Source organism: Caulobacter sp. CCH9-E1 (genome assembly GCF_001556515.1).
Taxonomy (GTDB): Bacteria; Pseudomonadota; Alphaproteobacteria; order Caulobacterales; family Caulobacteraceae; genus Caulobacter.
This window is the reverse complement of sequence record NZ_LSJA01000125.1, coordinates 1-17,618: the sequence shown is the minus strand read 5'-3', so window position 1 is coordinate 17,618 and position 17,618 is coordinate 1. Positions and strand designations below refer to the sequence as shown.

21 protein-coding genes are annotated in these 17,618 nt (G+C 69.0%); 12 read left to right on the top strand and 9 right to left on the bottom strand.

Translation table 11 applies throughout. From position 1 onward, the window contains the following. Positions 1 to 39: 39 nt before the first annotated feature. Positions 40 to 651: a histidine phosphatase family protein gene (locus AX690_RS08365; protein ID WP_066683883.1), complete on the bottom strand. Its 612-nt coding sequence runs from the start codon at positions 649 to 651 to the stop codon at positions 40 to 42. A 132-nt stretch (positions 652 to 783) separates the two neighbouring features. Then, positions 784 to 1,125, bottom strand: coding sequence for a helix-turn-helix domain-containing protein (locus AX690_RS08360; RefSeq protein WP_066683885.1), 342 nt, complete (start codon positions 1,123 to 1,125; stop codon positions 784 to 786). Positions 1,126 to 1,244: 119 nt separating this feature from the next. On the opposite strand from AX690_RS08360, the gene AX690_RS08355 reads away from it, so the two are divergent. The 3 genes from AX690_RS08355 to AX690_RS08345 all read left to right on the top strand — a co-directional run bounded on the left by AX690_RS08355 (position 1,245) and on the right by AX690_RS08345 (position 4,177). Continuing rightward, entirely contained in the window at positions 1,245 to 2,252 is a 1,008-nt protein-coding gene (locus tag AX690_RS08355; RefSeq protein WP_066683887.1) for a zinc-binding alcohol dehydrogenase family protein, read from the top strand. Between the two features lie 18 nt (positions 2,253 to 2,270). Beyond that, positions 2,271 to 2,807: a GNAT family N-acetyltransferase gene (locus tag AX690_RS08350; protein WP_066683892.1), complete on the top strand. Its 537-nt coding sequence runs from the start codon at positions 2,271 to 2,273 to the stop codon at positions 2,805 to 2,807. 191 nt (positions 2,808 to 2,998) lie between these two features. Next, positions 2,999 to 4,177: a VWA domain-containing protein gene (locus AX690_RS08345; protein ID WP_066683893.1), complete on the top strand. Its 1,179-nt coding sequence runs from the start codon at positions 2,999 to 3,001 to the stop codon at positions 4,175 to 4,177. A 6-nt stretch (positions 4,178 to 4,183) separates the two neighbouring features. Here AX690_RS08345 and AX690_RS08340 read toward each other — a convergent pair whose 3' ends face one another. Further along, complete coding sequence (locus AX690_RS08340; protein WP_066683894.1) at positions 4,184 to 5,581, bottom strand: calcium-binding protein; 1,398 nt, start codon at positions 5,579 to 5,581, stop codon at positions 4,184 to 4,186. 11 nt (positions 5,582 to 5,592) lie between these two features. Continuing rightward, positions 5,593 to 5,940 (bottom strand): helix-turn-helix domain-containing protein, encoded by a 348-nt coding sequence (locus AX690_RS08335; protein ID WP_066683896.1) that lies wholly within the window; start codon positions 5,938 to 5,940, stop codon positions 5,593 to 5,595. A 155-nt stretch (positions 5,941 to 6,095) separates the two neighbouring features. On the opposite strand from AX690_RS08335, the gene AX690_RS08330 reads away from it, so the two are divergent. The 5 genes from AX690_RS08330 (at position 6,096) to AX690_RS08315 (ending at position 10,422) form a co-directional block, all read left to right on the top strand. After that, positions 6,096 to 7,085 (top strand): glycosyltransferase family 2 protein, encoded by a 990-nt coding sequence (locus AX690_RS08330; RefSeq protein ID WP_066683898.1) that lies wholly within the window; start codon positions 6,096 to 6,098, stop codon positions 7,083 to 7,085. 83 nt (positions 7,086 to 7,168) lie between these two features. Then, complete coding sequence (locus AX690_RS08325) at positions 7,169 to 7,837, top strand: TetR/AcrR family transcriptional regulator (protein WP_066683900.1); 669 nt, start codon at positions 7,169 to 7,171, stop codon at positions 7,835 to 7,837. 45 nt (positions 7,838 to 7,882) lie between these two features. Next, positions 7,883 to 8,758 (top strand): transglutaminase family protein, encoded by an 876-nt coding sequence (locus tag AX690_RS08320; protein ID WP_066683902.1) that lies wholly within the window; start codon positions 7,883 to 7,885, stop codon positions 8,756 to 8,758. A 31-nt stretch (positions 8,759 to 8,789) separates the two neighbouring features. Then, complete coding sequence (locus AX690_RS23250; protein ID WP_197426813.1) at positions 8,790 to 8,936, top strand: hypothetical protein; 147 nt, start codon at positions 8,790 to 8,792, stop codon at positions 8,934 to 8,936. 49 nt (positions 8,937 to 8,985) lie between these two features. Further along, positions 8,986 to 10,422, top strand: a complete 1,437-nt coding sequence (locus AX690_RS08315) for a DHA2 family efflux MFS transporter permease subunit (protein WP_066683904.1) — start codon at positions 8,986 to 8,988, stop codon at positions 10,420 to 10,422. Here AX690_RS08315 and AX690_RS08310 read toward each other — a convergent pair. The 5 genes from AX690_RS08310 to AX690_RS08290 form a co-directional block, all read right to left on the bottom strand. After that, positions 10,419 to 10,709: a UvrB/UvrC motif-containing protein gene (locus AX690_RS08310; protein WP_066683906.1), complete on the bottom strand. Its 291-nt coding sequence runs from the start codon at positions 10,707 to 10,709 to the stop codon at positions 10,419 to 10,421. The genes AX690_RS08315 and AX690_RS08310 overlap by 4 nt on opposite strands. A gap of 49 nt (positions 10,710 to 10,758) precedes the next feature. Further along, positions 10,759 to 11,820 (bottom strand): Glu/Leu/Phe/Val dehydrogenase, encoded by a 1,062-nt coding sequence (locus AX690_RS08305; protein ID WP_066683908.1) that lies wholly within the window; start codon positions 11,818 to 11,820, stop codon positions 10,759 to 10,761. Between the two features lie 71 nt (positions 11,821 to 11,891). After that, positions 11,892 to 12,953, bottom strand: a complete 1,062-nt coding sequence (locus AX690_RS08300; RefSeq protein ID WP_066683910.1) for an alpha/beta hydrolase — start codon at positions 12,951 to 12,953, stop codon at positions 11,892 to 11,894. After that, positions 12,950 to 13,534 (bottom strand): uracil-DNA glycosylase family protein, encoded by a 585-nt coding sequence (locus AX690_RS08295; protein ID WP_066683912.1) that lies wholly within the window; start codon positions 13,532 to 13,534, stop codon positions 12,950 to 12,952. Before AX690_RS08295 ends, AX690_RS08300 begins: the two co-directional genes overlap by 4 nt. 37 nt (positions 13,535 to 13,571) lie before the next feature. After that, the gene (locus tag AX690_RS08290) at positions 13,572 to 13,862 is read right to left on the bottom strand and encodes a DUF3253 domain-containing protein (RefSeq protein WP_066683915.1); all 291 of its coding nucleotides are present in this window, start codon (positions 13,860 to 13,862) and stop codon (positions 13,572 to 13,574) included. A 102-nt stretch (positions 13,863 to 13,964) separates the two neighbouring features. On the opposite strand from AX690_RS08290, the gene AX690_RS08285 reads away from it, so the two are divergent. The 4 genes from AX690_RS08285 (at position 13,965) to AX690_RS08270 (ending at position 17,541) form a co-directional block, all read left to right on the top strand. Next, positions 13,965 to 14,417, top strand: coding sequence for a PaaI family thioesterase (locus AX690_RS08285; RefSeq protein WP_066683917.1), 453 nt, complete (start codon positions 13,965 to 13,967; stop codon positions 14,415 to 14,417). 139 nt (positions 14,418 to 14,556) lie between these two features. Beyond that, the gene (locus AX690_RS08280) at positions 14,557 to 14,925 is read left to right on the top strand and encodes a VanZ family protein (RefSeq protein WP_066686058.1); all 369 of its coding nucleotides are present in this window, start codon (positions 14,557 to 14,559) and stop codon (positions 14,923 to 14,925) included. A 242-nt stretch (positions 14,926 to 15,167) separates the two neighbouring features. Beyond that, a complete protein-coding gene (locus AX690_RS08275; RefSeq protein WP_082769570.1) occupies positions 15,168 to 15,965 on the top strand; it encodes an ImuA family protein in 798 nt (265 codons plus the stop codon). After that, a complete protein-coding gene (locus tag AX690_RS08270; protein WP_231732147.1) occupies positions 15,880 to 17,541 on the top strand; it encodes a DNA polymerase Y family protein in 1,662 nt (553 codons plus the stop codon). Before AX690_RS08275 ends, AX690_RS08270 begins: the two co-directional genes overlap by 86 nt. Positions 17,542 to 17,618: the final 77 nt, after the last annotated feature.

Genomic DNA, 17,618 nt, shown 5'->3' with positions numbered 1-17,618 from the left:
CCTAGAGCCTGCCGCTGGTTAAGGGAAGAGGGTTTGAACTCAAGCGCGGCGGAAGCGCTTGATGCTCCAGTAGCCGTGTCCTTGATCCAACAGCTTGGTCAGGCCGCGCTTCTTGAGCGCGTCGGCGATCATCCAGTTGAAGAAACCGTGGGCCAGCACCAGCACGTTCTGGCCGGAGTCCGCCAGCTCGATCAGCAGGTCCGCCGCCTGCCCGGCCCGCGCCTCGGCCGCCTTCCGCGTTTCCTGGCCGCCGTGGTTGTCGAAGAACCACCACCAGAACCGCGCGAAGAAGCCCAGCCGCTTGGGCGACATTCGAATCCACAGGGGCCACGGCGGCGGCGGCAGCGGCGCCTCGATGAAGGTCGGATCAGTGGCGAAAGCCCGGTCGCCGACCACCGCCCGCGCCGTCTCGATCGAGCGGCGGCGGGTCGAGGCGATGATCACGTCGGCGTCTTTCGCCAGTTCCACGAGGCTTGGCGGCGGGACCTGGCCTTCCTTCAGCCCGCCCTCCTCGTAGCGCCCCCACCAGTCTCCGTATTCAGGCGCGTTCAGGCGCACCTTGCGCGACAAGGCGGGTTCGCCATGGCGGGCCAGGGTGATGACGCCCGGACGGACGACGGGGGATGGGTGGTCGGCGGTGACGTCGGCCATATTGAAGAGAAGGCGGAAACTCCGTCCTCTCGTTCCTCCTGGAAAAGCACAGCGCGGGGGCGACGAAGCCTCGGCGCCGGAAGGTCGTAGCCGCCCTAGAGCGGCGACACAACCCGCCCCTCGGAGACTTGTTCATCCCGCCTTTCGCAAGGACGGGGCCTCGGCGTTCAGAACATTGGCGTCGCCCCAGGCCTTCAGAGCGCAAATCACCGGCTCGAGACTGCGCCCCTTGGTCGACAGCGAATATTCAACGCGCGGCGGCACCTCGGCATAGACGGTGCGGATGATCAGGCCGTCGCTCTCCAACTCTCGAAGCTGCTTGGTCAGCATCCGCTGGGTCACCGCGCCGAGCTTCCGCCCCAAGGCGTTGAAGCGCATTCGGCCGCCCATCAGGTGGTAGAGGATCACGCCCTTCCACTTGCCATCAATCAGGCTCAAGGCGGCCTCGACGCCGCACTCCTTGGGATCGTCCATCAAAGCCTCATAGTATCAAAACGGGTACTACATACAAAAAATGACCGTACTTGCGAAGATCGTATCTTAGCGCGATCTCCTCCTCGCGGTTCGAAACCGCGGCCCTTTTGGAGACCATCATGAAGATCGTCGGCTTCCGCGAGCTGCTGCCCGCCACCGATCCCAACGCCCTGCTCGACCTGGAAGCGCCCGATCCCGCGCCCACCGGCCACGACATCCTGGTGCGAGTGAAGGCTGTTTCCGTGAACCCGGTCGACACTAAGGTGCGCAGTCGCGCCCAGCCCGCCGAGGGCGAGGTCCGGGTTCTGGGCTACGACGCCGCCGGCGTGGTCGAGGCCGTCGGCGACGCCGTCACCTTGTTCTCGCCCGGCGACGAGGTGTTCTACGCCGGCGCCATCGGCCGCCAAGGCTCGAACGCCGAGCTGCAGCTGGTCGACGAGCGCATCGTGGGCCGCAAGCCCAAGAGCCTGGACTACGCCCAGGCCGCCGCCATGCCGCTGACCTTCATCACCGCCTGGGAATTGCTATTCGATCGCTTCGGCGTGGCGCGCGACGGCGGCGAGGGCCAGACCCTGGTGATCATCGGCGGCGCGGGCGGCGTGGGGTCAGCCATGATCCAGCTGGCCCGCAAGCTGACCAAGCTCAACGTCGTGGCCAGCGCCTCGCGAGAGGAAACCCGCCGCTGGGTCCAGGACCTCGGCGCGCACCAGATCTTCGACCACACCAAGCCGCTGACGGAGGAACTGGCGCGCCTGGGCCTTGAGGCTCCGGCCTACATCGCCTGCCTGACCCATAGCGCCCAGCACTTCCCGCAAGTCTCGGAAGCGATCGCTCTGCAAGGCAAGATCGGGATCATCGAGGCCGACGGCGACCTCGACATCCGCCCGCTGCACCATAAGGCCGCCTCGATCCACTGGGAGTTCATGTTCGCCCGCCCGCAAGGCACGCCGGACATGATCGAGCAGCACAGGCTGCTGAACGCCGTCTCTGAGCTGGTCGATCAGGGGACCTTGCGCACCACCCTGACCCAGGTGGTCGGCAAGATCCGCGCGGCCGATCTCCTGGAGGCCCACCGCATCGTCGAGAGCGCCCGCACCATCGGCAAGGTGGCGCTGGAAGGCTTCTGACCGTTGAAGCACTCGGTCATGGCGGCTACTCAGGTCGCCATGACCGACAACCTTCGCCGCGCGACCATCGAAGACGCCGACACCCTCTCCAGCCTCGGCGCGCGCACCTTCACAGAGACCTTCGCGCACCTCTATCCGCCCGAGGATCTCGAGACCTTCCTGGCCTACGCCTACGGCCTGGAGCGGACGCGCAACGATCTGGCCGATCCGGAAAAGGCGTCCTGGATCCTGGAGGACGAGGACGGCGAGGCGATCGGCTACGCGCTGGCCGGCCCCTGCGACCTGCCGCACGACGACGTGAAATCGGGCGACGGGGAGCTGAAGCGCATCTATCTGCTCAAGTCGCATCAGGGCGGCGGTCGGGGAAGCCGCCTTCTGAACACGGCGCTGGAGTGGCTCGAGAAGGACGGTCCCCGCCCCCTCTGGATCGGCGTCTGGTCCGAGAACTTCGGCGCGCAGCGGCTGTACGGCCGCCTGGGGTTCGAGAAGGTCGGGGAGTACTTCTTCCCGGTCGGCGAGACGAAGGACCTGGAGTTCATCCTGAGGCGGGGGTGAGGAGTTTTTCAAAATCCTCCCCCCTAGCGGGGGAGGTGTCGGCTCGAAGAGACGACGGAGGGGGAAGCGGCAAGGTCAGCCGGACTTCCCCCTCCGGCCCTTCGGGCCACCTCCCCCACTAGGGGGAGGATTGGATTGCGTCCGCCTTCGGAACACAGCACAATCCGAACAACCGTTCGAAAGCCGCGCCGATGTTCCTCCGCTTCTTCTCCGAGCTCCGCCAGGCCAAGGTTCCCGTGTCCTTGCGCGAGTACCTCCTGCTGATGGAGGCCCTCGACAAGGACGTGATCGACCGCACGGTCGAGGACTTCTACTTTCTGTCGCGCGCCAGCCTGGTGAAGGACGAGAAGAACCTCGACAAGTTCGACCGCGTGTTCGGCCACGTCTTCAAGGGCCTGGAGACCGTCAACGAGGGGCTCACCGCCGACATCCCCGAGGAGTGGCTGAAAGCCCTCACCGAGAAATTCCTCACCGACGAGGAGAAGGCCCAGATCGAGGCCATGGGCGGCTTCGAGAAGCTGATGGAGACCCTGCAGGAGCGCCTGCGCGAGCAGAAGAAGCGCCACGAGGGCGGCAACAAGATGATCGGCTCGGGCGGGACCTCGCCGTTCGGCAATAACGGCTACAATCCCGAGGGCGTGCGGATCGGCCAGGACAAGAGCCGCCATGGCCGCGCGGTGAAGGTCTGGGACAAGCGCGAGTACAAGAACCTCGACGACAGCGTCGAACTGGGCACCCGCAACATCAAGGTCGCCCTGCGGCGCCTGCGCAAGTTCGCCCGCACCGGCGCGGCCGAGGAGCTGGACCTGCCCGGTACGATCAAGGGCACGGCCGAGAAGGGCTATCTCGACATCCAGCTGCGCCCCGAGCGCCGCAACGCCATCAAGGTGCTGATCTTCTTCGACATCGGCGGCTCGATGGACGGCCACATCAAGCTCTGCGAGGAGCTGTTCAGCGCCGCCAAGACCGAGTTCAAGAACCTGGAGTTCTACTACTTCCACAACTGTCTCTACGAGACGGTCTGGAAGGACAACAAGCGCCGCCACACCGAGAAGATCCCGACCTTCGACGTGCTCCACAAGTTCCCGGCCGACTACAAGGTGATCTTCGTCGGCGACGCGACCATGAGCCCCTACGAAATCACCTATCCGGGCGGCAGCGTAGAGCACTGGAACGAGGAGCCCGGCGCGATCTGGATGCAGCGGGTCACCGACATCTACCAGAGCTGCGTCTGGCTGAACCCGACGCCCGAGCGGCACTGGGACTACACCCAGTCGATCGGCGTGATGAAGCAGATCCTGTCCGACCGCATGTATCCGCTGACCCTGGAAGGCCTGGACAAGGCCATGCGCGAGCTGGTGCGCGGCTAAGGCGCCCTACCGCGACGGCGCGGGCTCGCCGAAGAAATTAGCGTCGATCGCGGGCTGGCCCACCACCGAGACGGTCGGCGCGGCGGCGTGGTCGGCGTCGATCGTGGTTCCGATGCGGAAGGTCGCGGTGTTGGCGCCGCCCAGCAGGATGAAGACGTCCTCGCGCCCGTCGCCATCGATGTCGAAGCCCACGCGCGCGCCCGCCACCGTACGCGTGACGTCGGTCACCAGGTGCGCCGTCGATTCGGCGAGCGCGCTTTCCTGAGCGCTCAGCACGTTGCTGACCGCCGTCGCGCTGACAACGGTGAGCTGCCCCTTGCCCAGCACGGCGAGATGATCGCCCTGCGCGGCGGCGTAGTCGAGAACCACGCCCAAAAGAGCCTCGGCCTTGTTCGTCGGCGCCTTGGCCGAGATCAGGAAGGTGTCCGCTCCGGTCCCGCCGCTGGCCACCACGCGGGCGTTCATGACGATGCCATCGTCTCCGGCGCCGCCATCGATGCGATCGATCCCGCTACGCGCGCCGCCGCCGTCGATATGGTCATCCCCGGCGCCGGCGCGGATCACGTCGGCGCCCGCCGTGCCGACGATGTTGTCGTCGCCAGGGGTGCCGTTGATCACCGACGCCGTCCCGGCGAAACCTTGCGTGCCGCCGGCCTCCGCGGTCTTGGAAGCGTCGGTTTGTTGGAGCTGGGCGGGAGGCTGCGAGGGCGGCGGCGCGATCGCGATCGTCTCGGCGTGCGCCGCCTTGCTCACGGTGAGTCCGGTCAAGGCGGCCCAAGGCGTTTCGATCGCCGCCGCCTTGGCGCCTTCGGGCTTGATGGCGGGCTGGGCCCCATTCTCGTTCGCCGGCGCGGCCTGCGGCGCGCCGCGGCTCTCGATCCGGTCGGGATCGAAATTGAGGGCGGCGATCAGCTTGGACGCCACGCCATCGACCGCCAGGTCCCCGCTGCGCGGCAGGCCGCCGAAGTCGAGACGGGAGATTTCGCCAAAACCCGCGTCGCGAAGTTCAAGGTAGAGACCGACCGCGATGACCAGCGACAGGAAGGACTGCGCCTCGCGGCTGGCGGGGTTGAACGACACGACCACGCCCGCCGGCTCCTCGGACGCGCCCGAGGCCAGCATCTGGCGCAGCGCGCTCCACAGGCTGCCGACCTGGTGGAACATGTCGACGGCGGCGTCATGGACGACGAACTGGCCGTCGATCCTAGCCACGTGAACCAGCACGTCCTGATTGGCGTCGGTCACGACGTACCAGGGATCGCCAGAGTCGGTCTGGCCGAAGATGGCGTCGATCTCGCCATAGCTCTTTTCGAGATGCTGGGTGAGCAGCAGCAACAGGCCCCGCTCGCTGGCGGTCCAGTCTCCGGCCGGGGGCCGGGGCGCGAAGGCGAGGACTTCACCCATCGCGGCGCTCGTCAGCCTTGCGCCGCCCGCTCAACGACGACCGGCGCGTCCGCGTCGGCGGCGCCTTCGAACAGCAGTCGGTGAAGCTCGGGCTCATAATAGCGCAGCAGAGTACGGGCGAATTGGCTTGGATCCAGACCGAGGCTTTCAGCCCAGACGGCCTGGGCCTCGATCGGCACGCGCCCCAGGCCGTTCTCAACCTGGGATACAAACGTGTAGTAGCGCAGTCCGGTCCGCTCGGCCAGTTCGGCCTGAGTCAAACCCGCGGCCTCACGCGCGGTCTTCAACCAACGCCCAGCTTCGCGTCGGAGGGACTTGGTCAGCGCCGCCTTGGCGGGATTCATCGCCGTTCGTGACATCGCAAAGCCGTTTCAGCGCTCCCCAGCGAGCGCTCCCTAGTTGTTACACATTGCATAAAAACGCAACAACCTGTTGCGATGGACGCTCAGCCTCTTGCGGGTTGCTTATCCAGCGACTACAGTTTTAACGCAACTATTTTGAACGCAGTGAGCGCATGTACATCGCCATTGATCCCGAACACGCCCGCGCCGCCTCATCGAAGGCGCGTCCGCGCGTGTCGGTCATCATGGTGGTGTACATGACCGGCCCCGCGCTGATGGAAAGCGTCCGACGCGTGCTGGCCGACCCCGCCGCGGACGAGTTCGTCATCGTCGACAACGGCTCGTCGCTGGCGGACGCGGCCTGGCTGCGCGAGCTGGCCCGGCGCGAGCCACGCGTGCGGCTGCTGCAAGGCCTGGGCAACATCGGCTTCGCCCGCGCGGCCAACCTCGGCGCGACCAGCGCCAAGGGCGACGCCCTGGTCTTCCTCAATCCCGACGCCTTCCTGACCCCCGGGGCCATCGCGGCGCTGCTGGACGCCGCCCGCGACCGGCCCTCGCCGTGCGTGATCGGCGCCCGGGTCTTCAACACCGACGGAACCGAACAGCGGGGCGCGCGGCGCGGCGAGATCACGCCCGTCACGACCCTGCTTAGCCTCTCGAAGCTCAGCGCCTTACTGCCCCCGCTGCGCCGCTTCGAGATCCACCGGGAGGGTGAGCCCCCGCCGCCCTACCCGGTGGACACCCCTACGATCTCCGGGGCCTGCTTCCATATGTCGGCGGCGGACTTCCAGACGCTGGGCGGCTTCGACGAGGGCTATTTCCTGCACGTCGAGGACATCGACCTGTGCTGGCGGGCGCGACGCCAGGGCGGCAGCGTGCTGTTCCAGCCGAACGCCCACATCGTCCACGTCGGCTCCACCAGCCGCGAGAGCCCGCTGGTGATCGAATGGCACAAGGGCCGAGGGCTGGTGCGCTACTTCCTCAAGCGCGCGGATCGGAAACGGCGCAAGGCGCTGGCCCTGGCGCTGGCCCCGTTGATCCTGTTCACCGCCGTCGCTCGTCCGCTGTTGCGCCAGCTGCGGCGCGGCCGGATGGGTCGCCCGGCCGAACGCCTGCGGCCAGCCTTGGCGGAAAGGTCGATCTCCGGCGCCCCTTCGGCGTAATTTGCATTGTACTGAACGATCTTGACGCTTGCGCCAAATTCGAACGGTCGTAAGACTTCCCCACGGGTAAAGGGGAATATGTAGTGAGTCCGACGACCGACGCCGCCGCCTCCGTCGAAACCGAGGGCGCGGAGACCGAAGCCGCCACCAAGAACCTGGTGTTCGTCGCCGCCGAGCGTCTGTTCGCTTTGCACGGCTTCCAGAACGTGTCGGTGCGCGACATCACCGCCGCCGCCGGCGTCAACCTGGCCTCCGTGAACTATCACTTCGGCTCCAAGGACGCGTTGCTGTTCGAGATCTTCAAGCGGCGCACGGCCGAGCTCAACCGCGAGCGGGCCAAGATGCTGCACGAGGCCAACGACCGGAACGCCGGCGCGCCGCCGCTGCGCGAGATCCTGGCCGCCCTGCTGACCCCGCCCCTGCGCTGGCTGGCGCCCGAGCACGAGCGCCGCATCTCGCTGCAGTTCCTGATCCGCGCCCGCAGCGAGGGCACCGACGAGATCCGCCAGGTGCTGAAGACCGATGTCTCGCACCTGCGCCGCTTCTCCGACGCCCTGCTGCGCGCGCGCCCCGACCTGTCGCCGGAAGAAGTCTACTGGCGCCTGCACTTCACGCTGGGCATGCTGCACAACAACCGCTTCGCCGAGTTCGACCGGCTGAACGTGCTGTCGGAAGGCCAGACCAGCGAAGCCGACGTGTCCGCCCTGCTGGAGCGGATGCTCAACTTCGCCGAGGCCGGCTTCCGCGCCTAAGCGTTCCGCGGGAACCCAAGTCTCGGTCGTGCTTTTGGGTTCGACATGGGACGGCTGCGCATCCTGCACGAGACGCGGTACTACTACGAACGACCGGTGAGCTTTGGCCCTCAGCGGCTGATGATCCGGCCGCGCGACAGTCACGCCCTGCGCATCGTCGAGGCGTCGCTGCGCCTGTTCCCGCCGGGCGACACCCGCTGGAGCTATGACGCCAACGGCAATTGCATTTGCCTGTTCCAGCCGAACGGCAAGGCCGACGCCATGCGGGTGGCCAGCGAGCTTGTCATCGACCGTTATCCCGCGCCCTTGGTCCCCCAGCGGATCGAAAACCCCGACACCCTGACGCCGATCGTCTATTCGCGCGAGGACCGCGCGACGCTGGAGCCGTTCATCGCCCCGGTGACCGACGATCCCGACGCGGTGCTGCTGCGCTGGCTGCGCGGCCTGGCCAGCCACAAGGACGAACCGGCGCTGGCCTTCCTGCTGCGGGTCAACGACCTGATCCACAAGCAGTTCGACTATCAGAGCCGCGAGGAAAAAGGCGTCCAGACGCCGGTCGAGACGCTGCGCAAGCGTAGCGGCGCTTGCCGCGATCTGGCCTGGCTGATGGTCGAGGGTTTGCGTCGCCTGGGCTACGCCGCCCTATTCGCCACCGGCTACATCCACTCGCCCAACGCCCAGATCCGCGGCGCGGGCGCGACCCACGCCTGGTGCGAGGTCTTCCTGCCGGACCTCGGCTGGCTGGAGTTCGATCCGACCAATGGCCTGGCCGAGTCGCCGGACCTGATCCGCGTGGCCGCGACGCGGACCCCGGCCCAGGCTCTGCCGGTCTCGGGCGCGATCATCGGCGACCCGGGCGAGTCGCGCCTGCAAGTCTCTGTGGACGTGCGACTCATCGATGAAATCGGGCGCGCGGCGTGATAAAGGTTAACGGCATATGGGAGAAAACGTCATGACCAGCGGTTTTCAGAACCAGAATCCGATGACCAATGTCTGCTTCCCCAAGGCCGAGCCCAAGCCTCAGCACGGCCAGACACCGGACAAGGCCTGCGTGAAGCTGAAGGAAAAACGCACCTTCGAGCCCCGCCCCGGCCACTGAGGCCTCCGGGTCTCTGGACCCCTGTCCCGCACGGGCGTAACACGCCCGCGTGTCCGATCCCTCCACACAGCCTGACGCGTCAGAGTCCGCGACGTCTCCGCTGTCGACCCGACTGGTCTCGATCGCCGTCGCCAGCGCGCTCTTGATGGAGTTCATCGACTCCACCGCGCTGTCCACCGCCCTCCCCACCCTGGCCCGCGCCTTTTCGGTGGACCCGATCCATCTGAAGCTGGCGCTCACCTCCTACATTCTCGCCCTGGCCGTCTTCACCCCCGCCAGCGGCTGGGCGGCCGAGCGTTTCGGCGCGCGGCGGGTGTTCCTGTCGGCTATGGTCGTGTTCCTGCTGGGCTCGGCGCTGTGCGGCCTGTCGCGCAATCTGGAGACCCTGGTCGCCTCGCGCATCATCCAAGGGCTGGGCGGGGCGATGATGACGCCGGTGGCGCGGCTGATCGTGGTCGGCGCCACGCCCAAGGCGCGCCTGTTGTCGGCCATGGGCTGGTTCACCATGCCCGCCCTGGTCGGTCCCCTGATCGGCCCGCCGATCGCCGGCCTGGTGCTGAGCGTCGCCGAGTGGCCCTGGATCTTCTACATCAACCTGCCGATCGGCCTGCTCGGCGCGATCGCGGTCATGCGGTTCGTGCCGCGAAGCGAGCCCCAACGGGACCTCGGGCGGTTCGACACCCTCGGCTTCGCGCTTTCCGCCGCGGCGATCAGCGGTCTGGTCGTGGTGGCCGAGACCTCGGGCGTCGGCCTGCTGCCCGCCTGGGTCCAGATCGCCCTGCTGGCGGTCTCACTCGCCTGCGGTCTCATCTATCTGAAGATCTGCCGGCGCACCGGCCGGCCGATCCTGGACCTGTCGCTGCTGCGCTATCCGACCTATCGGGCCAGCCTGCTGGGCGGCACGCTGGTGCGGCTAGGCATCGGCGCCAGCCCGTTCCTGATGCCCCTGCTGCTGCAGGTCGCCCTCGGGTGGAGTCCGCTGAAGGCCAGCTTCGTCACCCTGGCGACGGGCGTCGGCGTGCTGATCGCGCGTCCGTTCGCGGCCGCCGGCCTGCGTCGGTTCGGCTTCAGGACCTCGCTGGCGGTGTTCGTCACGCTCACCGGGCTGTTCACGGCCGCGCCGGGCTTCTTCACGCCCGAGACGCCGATGGTGGTGATGATGACGGCCCTGCTGCTGGGCGGCTTCTGCCGCTCCAACCAGTTCATCGCCGCCAACACCATCGCCTATGCCGACGTGCCCGACACCAAGACGGCCGCCGCCTCGACCCTGTCGGCCGTGACCCAGCAGGTCGGCCTGGCGCTGGGCGTCAGCTTCGGCGGCGTGATGCTGCACGTGGCGCGCGGATCGGACGGCGCCCTGACGCCGGATCGCTTCGTGCTGCCGTTCGTGGCGATCGGCCTGGTGACCCTGCTGGCCCTGCCCGTCTACCTGGCGCTGGACAAGGACGCCGGCGCGACGATCAGCGGCCGGGCCAAGTCGACCTAAGCCTTTCGGCGACGTCCGCCGCGCGAATGGCCTGCCGTCATCGGGTCGGGCTTCACAGGCGGAACCCAACCCTCGGGCTTGCGCGGCACGGGCTGGTCGGTGCCCAGGCCCATGCGCCCCGGAACCTGGCGCTTGAAGTAGGACGCCTGGGGCGGGTCTTCGACATCGCGCACCAGGGCACTGTGCTGGATGGAGAGGATATGGTCGCGCAGCTTGGCCGCCGTCTCGAAGTCGTCGGCGGCGACCGCCTCTTCCAACTGCGTCTTCAGCTCGTCGAGGTGGGACATCGCGTTCTCCAGGGACAGCTCCGTCCCCGAAGAACGCATGAGGTCCGGTTTAGGCGCGCGCCGCGGCGATACGCGCGCGGGCGATCTCGTCGGCGACCACATTGGCCGGGCGCTTCTCGGCGATCGACTGGTCGATCACCTCGGCCAGGGTGAGCGCCAATCGGTCCAGCTTGGCCGCCACCCAGGCGCCGTCGAACGCCGCGCCAGCTTCCAGGCCACGGATCTCGGCCGCCACGTTGATGATGCCGCCGCCGTTGATCACGTAGTCCGGGGCGTAGAGCAGGCCCCGCTCGAACACCGCCTGGCCGATCGTCGCGTCGGCCAGCTGGTTGTTGGCGGCGCCGGCGATGATCTTGGCCTTCAGGCGCGGCAGGGTCGCGGCCGAGATCGCGCCGCCCAGGGCGCAAGGGGCGAAGACGTCCGCCTCGACGTCGAAGATGGCGTCGGTCGGCACGATCTGGGCGCCGGTCTTGGCGGCGACGGCCTCGAGGGCCGCTTGATTGACGTCGGCGATGGTCAGGCGCGCGCCGGCGGCGTGCAGCTTCTCGGCCAGATAGCCGCCGACATGGCCGACGCCCTGGATGGCGACGTGGACGCCGTTGAGGTCGCGGTTCAGCGCCCGCTCGACGCACAGGCGCACGCCTCGGAACACCCCCTCGGCGGTGACCGGCGACGGGTCGCCCGAGGCGGCGGCGTGGCCTTCGAGGCCGGCGACGAAGCGGGTGGTCTTGCGGGTGCTTTCCAGATCGGCCGGCGAGACGCCGACGTCCTCGGCGGTCCAGTACTTGCCATTCAGGCTGTCGACGGCGCGGCCGAAGGCCTCGAACAGTTCCGGCGTCTTCTGGCTACGGCTGTCGCCGATGATCACGGCCTTGCCGCCGCCGAGGTCCAGCTCGGCCATGGCGTTCTTGTAGGACATGCCGCGCGACAGGCGCAGGGCGTCGGTGATCGCCGCGTCGGCGCTGGAATAGTCCCACATGCGGCAGCCGCCGGCGGCCGGGCCGCGGGCGGTGGAGTGGATCGCGATGATCGACTTCAGACCGGTTTTTTCGTCGAAGAAAGCGTGGACGCCTTCGTGTCCCTCGAAATCGGGGGAATCGAACAAGGTCATGCCGTCGGTCTCACGTCAGCCAGAATGAATGTGGCGCGGGGTTTACGCCCCCTCGCCGCGCCGAACAACCCTCAAGGCTGGCGACGCGGTATCTTGCGCTTACCGGGCTTGGGCGGGTCGAGGGCGGTCATGGCCGCGATCGACGTCGGGATCGCGGGCGCGCCCGATGGCGGCCAGGCGGCCGACGATCCGCGCAGGAAGGCTTCGGCGTCCGACCAGACCCTTTCGGCCTGCCGGTCCACCAACAGCAGGTGATAGCCGCTGGCGTAGTAGGCCGTTCGCGCCTGGGCCGGAAGGCGGCGCACCGCCTCGGCCGTCGGTTCGCGCGGGATGATCTGGTCGCGGGCGCCGTAGAACCAGGCCGTTGGGACTTGGACCTGGTCGGCCGAGCGCCAGCCCCGCTCCATCAGCCCGACCAGGCCGTAGATCGCGTCGGATCGCGCGCCCCAGATCATCAGGGGATCGCGGCCCATCCGGCGCAGTTCGTCGATGTTGTCGCTGGCCATGATGTTCCGCGCCAGCCAGTCGGGCGGCTTGACCACCCACTCGCCCATCAGATGCGCCGTCGCCCACAGGCTGACCCGGTTCGGCAGCGGCTGATTGGACCAGCCCCACACCGCCGGCGCGAACAGCATCAGCTTGTCGACCGGCGGCGGGTCGTTCGAGGCCATGGCGCAGATCGCCAGCGCCCCGCCCATGCTGATCCCAGCCAGCGCGACCTTGGCGTTGGGATGCCGCTCGCGGACCGCCGCGACCAGGGCGCGGACGTCCTCCAAGACCAGATCGGTCGGCGCCCAGACCCCGCGCTCGGGCGAGCGGCCGAAGCCTCGGACGTCCAGGGCGTAGGTCGCGATCCCCCGCTGCGCCCACCAGGCCGCGGCCAGGTGATAGGCGTTGGCGTAGTCGTTCATGCCGTGCAGGCCCACGACCACCCAATCCGGTTCTCTGGCCGGCTCGCCCGCCGGCAGCCAGCGCATCAGACCGAGCTTCGCGCCGTCGAAGCTGACGAACGCGTCGTCCAGCAGCCCTGGCCCGCGAAAGCCCAGGGCCGCGACGTCCGGCTTCTGCGCCAGCGGCGCGCAGGCGGTCAGGCCCAGGGCGGAGACCGAGAGGATCAGGGCGCGGCGATTCATGACCCGAGGATTTCCCCGATCCTCTGGCGAAGATAGGGCGTCACCTCGGCCTCGAACCACGGATTGCGCTTCAGCCAGGCGGTGTTGCGCCAGGACGGGTGCGGCAGGGGCAGGACGTTCGGCCCGAACTCGCGCCAGCGGGCGATGGTCTCGGTCATGGTCTTGCTGGCCCGTCCCGGCAGCGCCCAGTCCTGAGCGTAGGACCCGACCAGCAAGGTCAGCTCGACGTTCGGCAACTGCTCCAAAAGGCGCGTTCGCCAGCTCGCCGCGCAGCGCGGCGGCGGGGGGTAGTCGCCGCCCTTGGGATTGGTGCCGGGAAAGCAGAAGGCCATGGCCGCGACGCCGATCTCGGGGCGGCCGTAGAAGGTCTCTCGATCGACGCCCATCCACTGGCGCAGGCGATCGCCCGAGCGGTCGTTGAACGGCAGGCCCGTCTCATGGACCAGCCTTCCCGGCGCCTGGCCGGCGATCAGGATGCGGGTCTCCTCTCGGACTCGCGTCACCGGCCGAGGCGTGTGCGGCAGGTAAGGCGCGCAGGCCCGGCAGGCGGCGATCTCGGAAAGGAGCGCGTCGAGCGACATGTCGCCAATCTAGGAACGCGGTCCCCACCTCCCAAGCCTAGTCCTCGTCGCCGCCCGCCTCGTCCTCGAACGAGGTCGGGTCGCCTTCCATGCGCAGGCGGATGCGGTAGACGCCGCGGAATTTCTCGGGATTGGTCGGCTTGTTGTGGCGCAGGATCACGACCTTGCCCTCGCGGGCCAGCTCGATGGCGTTGGTGCGCACGTGGCCCAGGATCTGTTGCCAGCGCTCGGGCTGGATGGCCTTGGCGACGTTCATCGGGTCGATCGACTTGCCCGGCGGCAGCGCGGCCAGCTGGGACAGGATCGTGTCTTGGATCGGGGAGGTCATGGGCGCTCCCATGCCACGGATTGTCAGCAGAGGCGAGCCCGGCGCTTGCGCTCGCCGCCGGCTGCTTCTAGCTGATCCTCAAAAGAAACGGAGGGGATCGCCATGGACGGCGGCAATGAAGTCATCGGCGGGCCGCGCCTGATCGAGACGGGCGACTGGGCGGGCTGGCGGACGTGGTCGGGTCTCGACCCCTTCGAGGACCAGTCCGGCCCCTTCTATTTCCGCGAGGGCGAGGACGGTCGCGTCACCACCGCGTTCCGCGCCGAGACCAAGCACATGAACGGCGGCGGCTTCATGCACGGTGGCTGCATGATGACCTTCGCCGACTTCTCGCTGTTCGCGATCGCCTGGAAAGAGCTGGCCGACAGCCGCGCCGTGACCGTTAGCCTGAACGGCGAGTTCGTCGGCCCGGCCCGCCCCGGCGACTTGGTGACGGGCTCGGGCGAGGTGGTGCGGGCCGGCGGCTCGCTGCTGTTCGTGCGCGGCCTGATCTCGACCGGGACCGGCCCGATGCTGAACTTCTCGGGCGTAATCAAGAAGATCCGGCCGCGGTGAGAAGATGCTCCCCCGCGATGCGGGGGAGCTGTCACGGAGTGACTGAGGGGGCGAACGCGGCGTATGCCCAGCTCGCCCCCTCCGGCCCTCTGGGCCGCCTCCCCCGCATCGCGGGGGAGGAACTTGACGAAGGCCCCCCATGTCCCTGCTCGTTCGCCGCAAGATCAACTGGCTGGGCCTGACCGCCTTCGTCGCCGCCGTGGCGTTCACGCTCTACGCGGCCCTCGCCCCCGGCGACGACACCCAGGGTCTGATCCCCTGGGACAAGGCCAAGCACTTCATCGTCTTCTACGGCCTGACCTTCCTGGCGACGATGGCCCTGCCCAGGAGCCGCTACTGGAAGATCGGCGCGGTGCTGCTGGGCTTTGGGATCGCCATCGAGATCCTGCAGGGCCTGCCGATCGTCGGCCGCGACGCCGATGTGTTCGACATCGTCGCCGACACCCTGGGCGTCGGCTTCTTTTTCGGCCCGATCGTCGCCACCCGGTGGCTGAATAAAGAGGAATAGGCTTTAGAGTTCCGATCTCCCCGGCGAATGCCGGGGCCCAGATCGAACCCAGAACCTTTGACGCGCTGACAGGGCAAGCGGGCGCATCACCCCCAAACACTCCGGATGAATCTGGGCCCCGAGCAGGAGTTTACGCTCGGGCGCGCATAGTGCGACCCGTGGCGCCGGGGAAGTCGGGTTCAAAGGTCGCATCCTCCATCCCTTGACTCTCCCCGCGCCAGGCGCGAGAACAAAGAGAGAACTTGGAGTGTGAGATGGCCGGATCGCGCGAGGCGCGTCTTGCGGCCCTGAGAGGCCGGATCGCCGCGATCGAAGCGGGGACTCGGACTCCGACTCCGGTCCTGCCGTTCGGCGATCGCGCCATCGACGGCTGCTTTCCCGGCGGCGGCCTGCCGCTGGGCGCCTGGCACGAGGTGGTCGGCGCGGGCCTGGAGGGCGAGACCGGCGCGGCCCCGGCGGCCTTCGTCGGGCTCTTGCTGCGGCCGCTGGTCACGACCGGCGTCGTGGTCTGGGTGGCGCGGCGCAGCGACCTGTTCGCGCCGGGCCTGGCCGGCCTGGGTTTTCCCGCCGGTCGGCTGATCCAGGTCCGGGCCCGCGACGAGGCCGAGGTGCTGTCGGTGCTGGAGGACGCGCTTTCCACGGAAGGCGTCGCGGCAGCGGTCGGCGAGGCGGAGGCCCCCGATTTGACCGCCGGCCGCCGGCTGCAGCTGGCCTGCGAGAAGCGCGGCGGCCTTGGGCTGCTGCTGCATCGCCGGCCCTATGGCGGCCGGGCGGGGGAGGGGCCTCGCACCGTGTCCGGCTCGGCCTCGTTCAGCCGCTGGCGCGTGGGGCCCCAGCCCAGCGGCGCGCCGCCCGACGACATTGGTTTGGGACCGCCGCGCTGGCGGGTCGAACTCGAGCGCTGCCGGGGCGGACGTTCCGGCGGCTGGATCTTAGAAGCCCAGGAGGCCGGCCATGGCCCGCATCCTTTCCGTCTGGTGCCCCAACTGGCCGATCACGACGTGGCGCCGGCGGAATCCGGGTGGCGTAAAGCCGGCTGAGCAATCCTCCCCCGCGATGCGGGGGAGGTGGCCCGGAGGGCCGGAGGGGGCCAGCTCCGCCGATCTCCAGCTAGCCCCCTCAGTCGCTCCGCGACAGCTCCCCCGCATCGCGGGGGAGCATCCATCCTCACCCCCCCTCGCTCTCCTCGTCTCCGAACGCGGAACCCGCCGCCTCGCGGCCGTCGACGAGGCCGCCCGGGCCCTTGGCCTGTTCCCCGGCCAGAAGGCCGCCGACGCCCTGGCCTTGGTCCCGGACCTCGCCACCTTCGACCACGACCCCGCCGCCGACCGCGCCGCGCTGGAGGCCTTAAGCGACTGGTGCGTGCGGTTCTCGCCGGCCGTGGCGATCGACGGTGACGATGGCCTGTTGCTGGACATCACCGGGACCGACCACCTGTGGGGCGGGGAGGGCGCCATGCTGGTCGACCTCGTGGCGCGGCTGGCGCGCTGGGGCGTGCCGGCGCGGGCGGCGATCGCCGACACGGCCGGGGCGGCCTGGGGCTTGGCCCGCTACGGCGAAGACCTCGCCGTCGTCCCGCCCGGCGGCCAGCGCGAGGCGCTCGCGGACCTGCCGGTCGCGGCCTTGCGGCTGGACGAGGCGGCCGAGGCCCAGCTGCCGCGCCTGGGCCTGCACCGCGTGGGCCAGCTCTATGGTCTGCCGCGCGCCCAGCTGGCCAAGCGCTTTGGCCTTTCCTTCACCACCCGGCTCGACCAGGCCCTGGGCGCGGCGGCCGAGGCCCTGACCTTCCGCCGGCCGGCCAGCCCGTGGTTCGACCGCCTGGCCTTCTTCGAGCCGATCAGCGCGCCCGAGGACATGGCCCGCGTCGCCGCCGACGCGCTGGCGCTCATCTGCGCCCGGCTGGAGGCCGAGGGACGCGGGGCCAAGCGCTTCGAGGTCGTGTTCCACCGGCTGGACGGCCAGGCCTTCCCTGTGCGCGCGGGCCTGGCGCGGATCGGCCGCGACGCCCAGCGGCTGGCCAAGCTGGTCGTTCCCAAGCTGGACAAGGTCGATCCGGGCTTCGGCATCGAGGTCGTCACCGTCCACGCCGCCGGCGTCGAAGCCCTGGCCGCCGTCCAGAACGGGCTGGACAACACGGCGGGCGCTGGCCTCGACGAGACCCTGGCCCCGCTGATCGACCGCCTGGTCAACCGCCTGGGCGAGGCGCGCGTCTGGCGGGCCGATCCCTACGAGAGCCACGTGCCCGAACGCGCGGTGGTCCGCGCCGCGCCGCTGGACCCGTCGCCCGTCGCGGCCTGGGACCCCGACCGTCCGCGCCCGGTGCGTCTGTTCAAGCGGCCCGAGGCGATCACCGCCCTGGCCAAGGTGCCCGACGACCCGCCGGTCTCCTTCACCTGGCGCGGCCGGTCCCATCGCATCCGCCGCGCCGAGGGCCCCGAGCGCATCGCCCAGGAATGGTGGCGCGCGGGCGTCGCCGAGGGCGAGACCGGGCCGGGCAAGATCCGCGACTACTACCGCGTCGAGGACGAGGCCGGCGGACGGTTCTGGATTTTCCGGCAGGGGCTGTTTGGCGGCGGCGACGCGCCGAAGTGGTGGATCCATGGCCTGTTTGGGTGAGCATCAGGCAGTTCCTCCCCCGCGAGCGGGGGAGGTGGCCCAGAGGGCCGGAGGGGGCCAGCGCGGCCGCCTTCCAG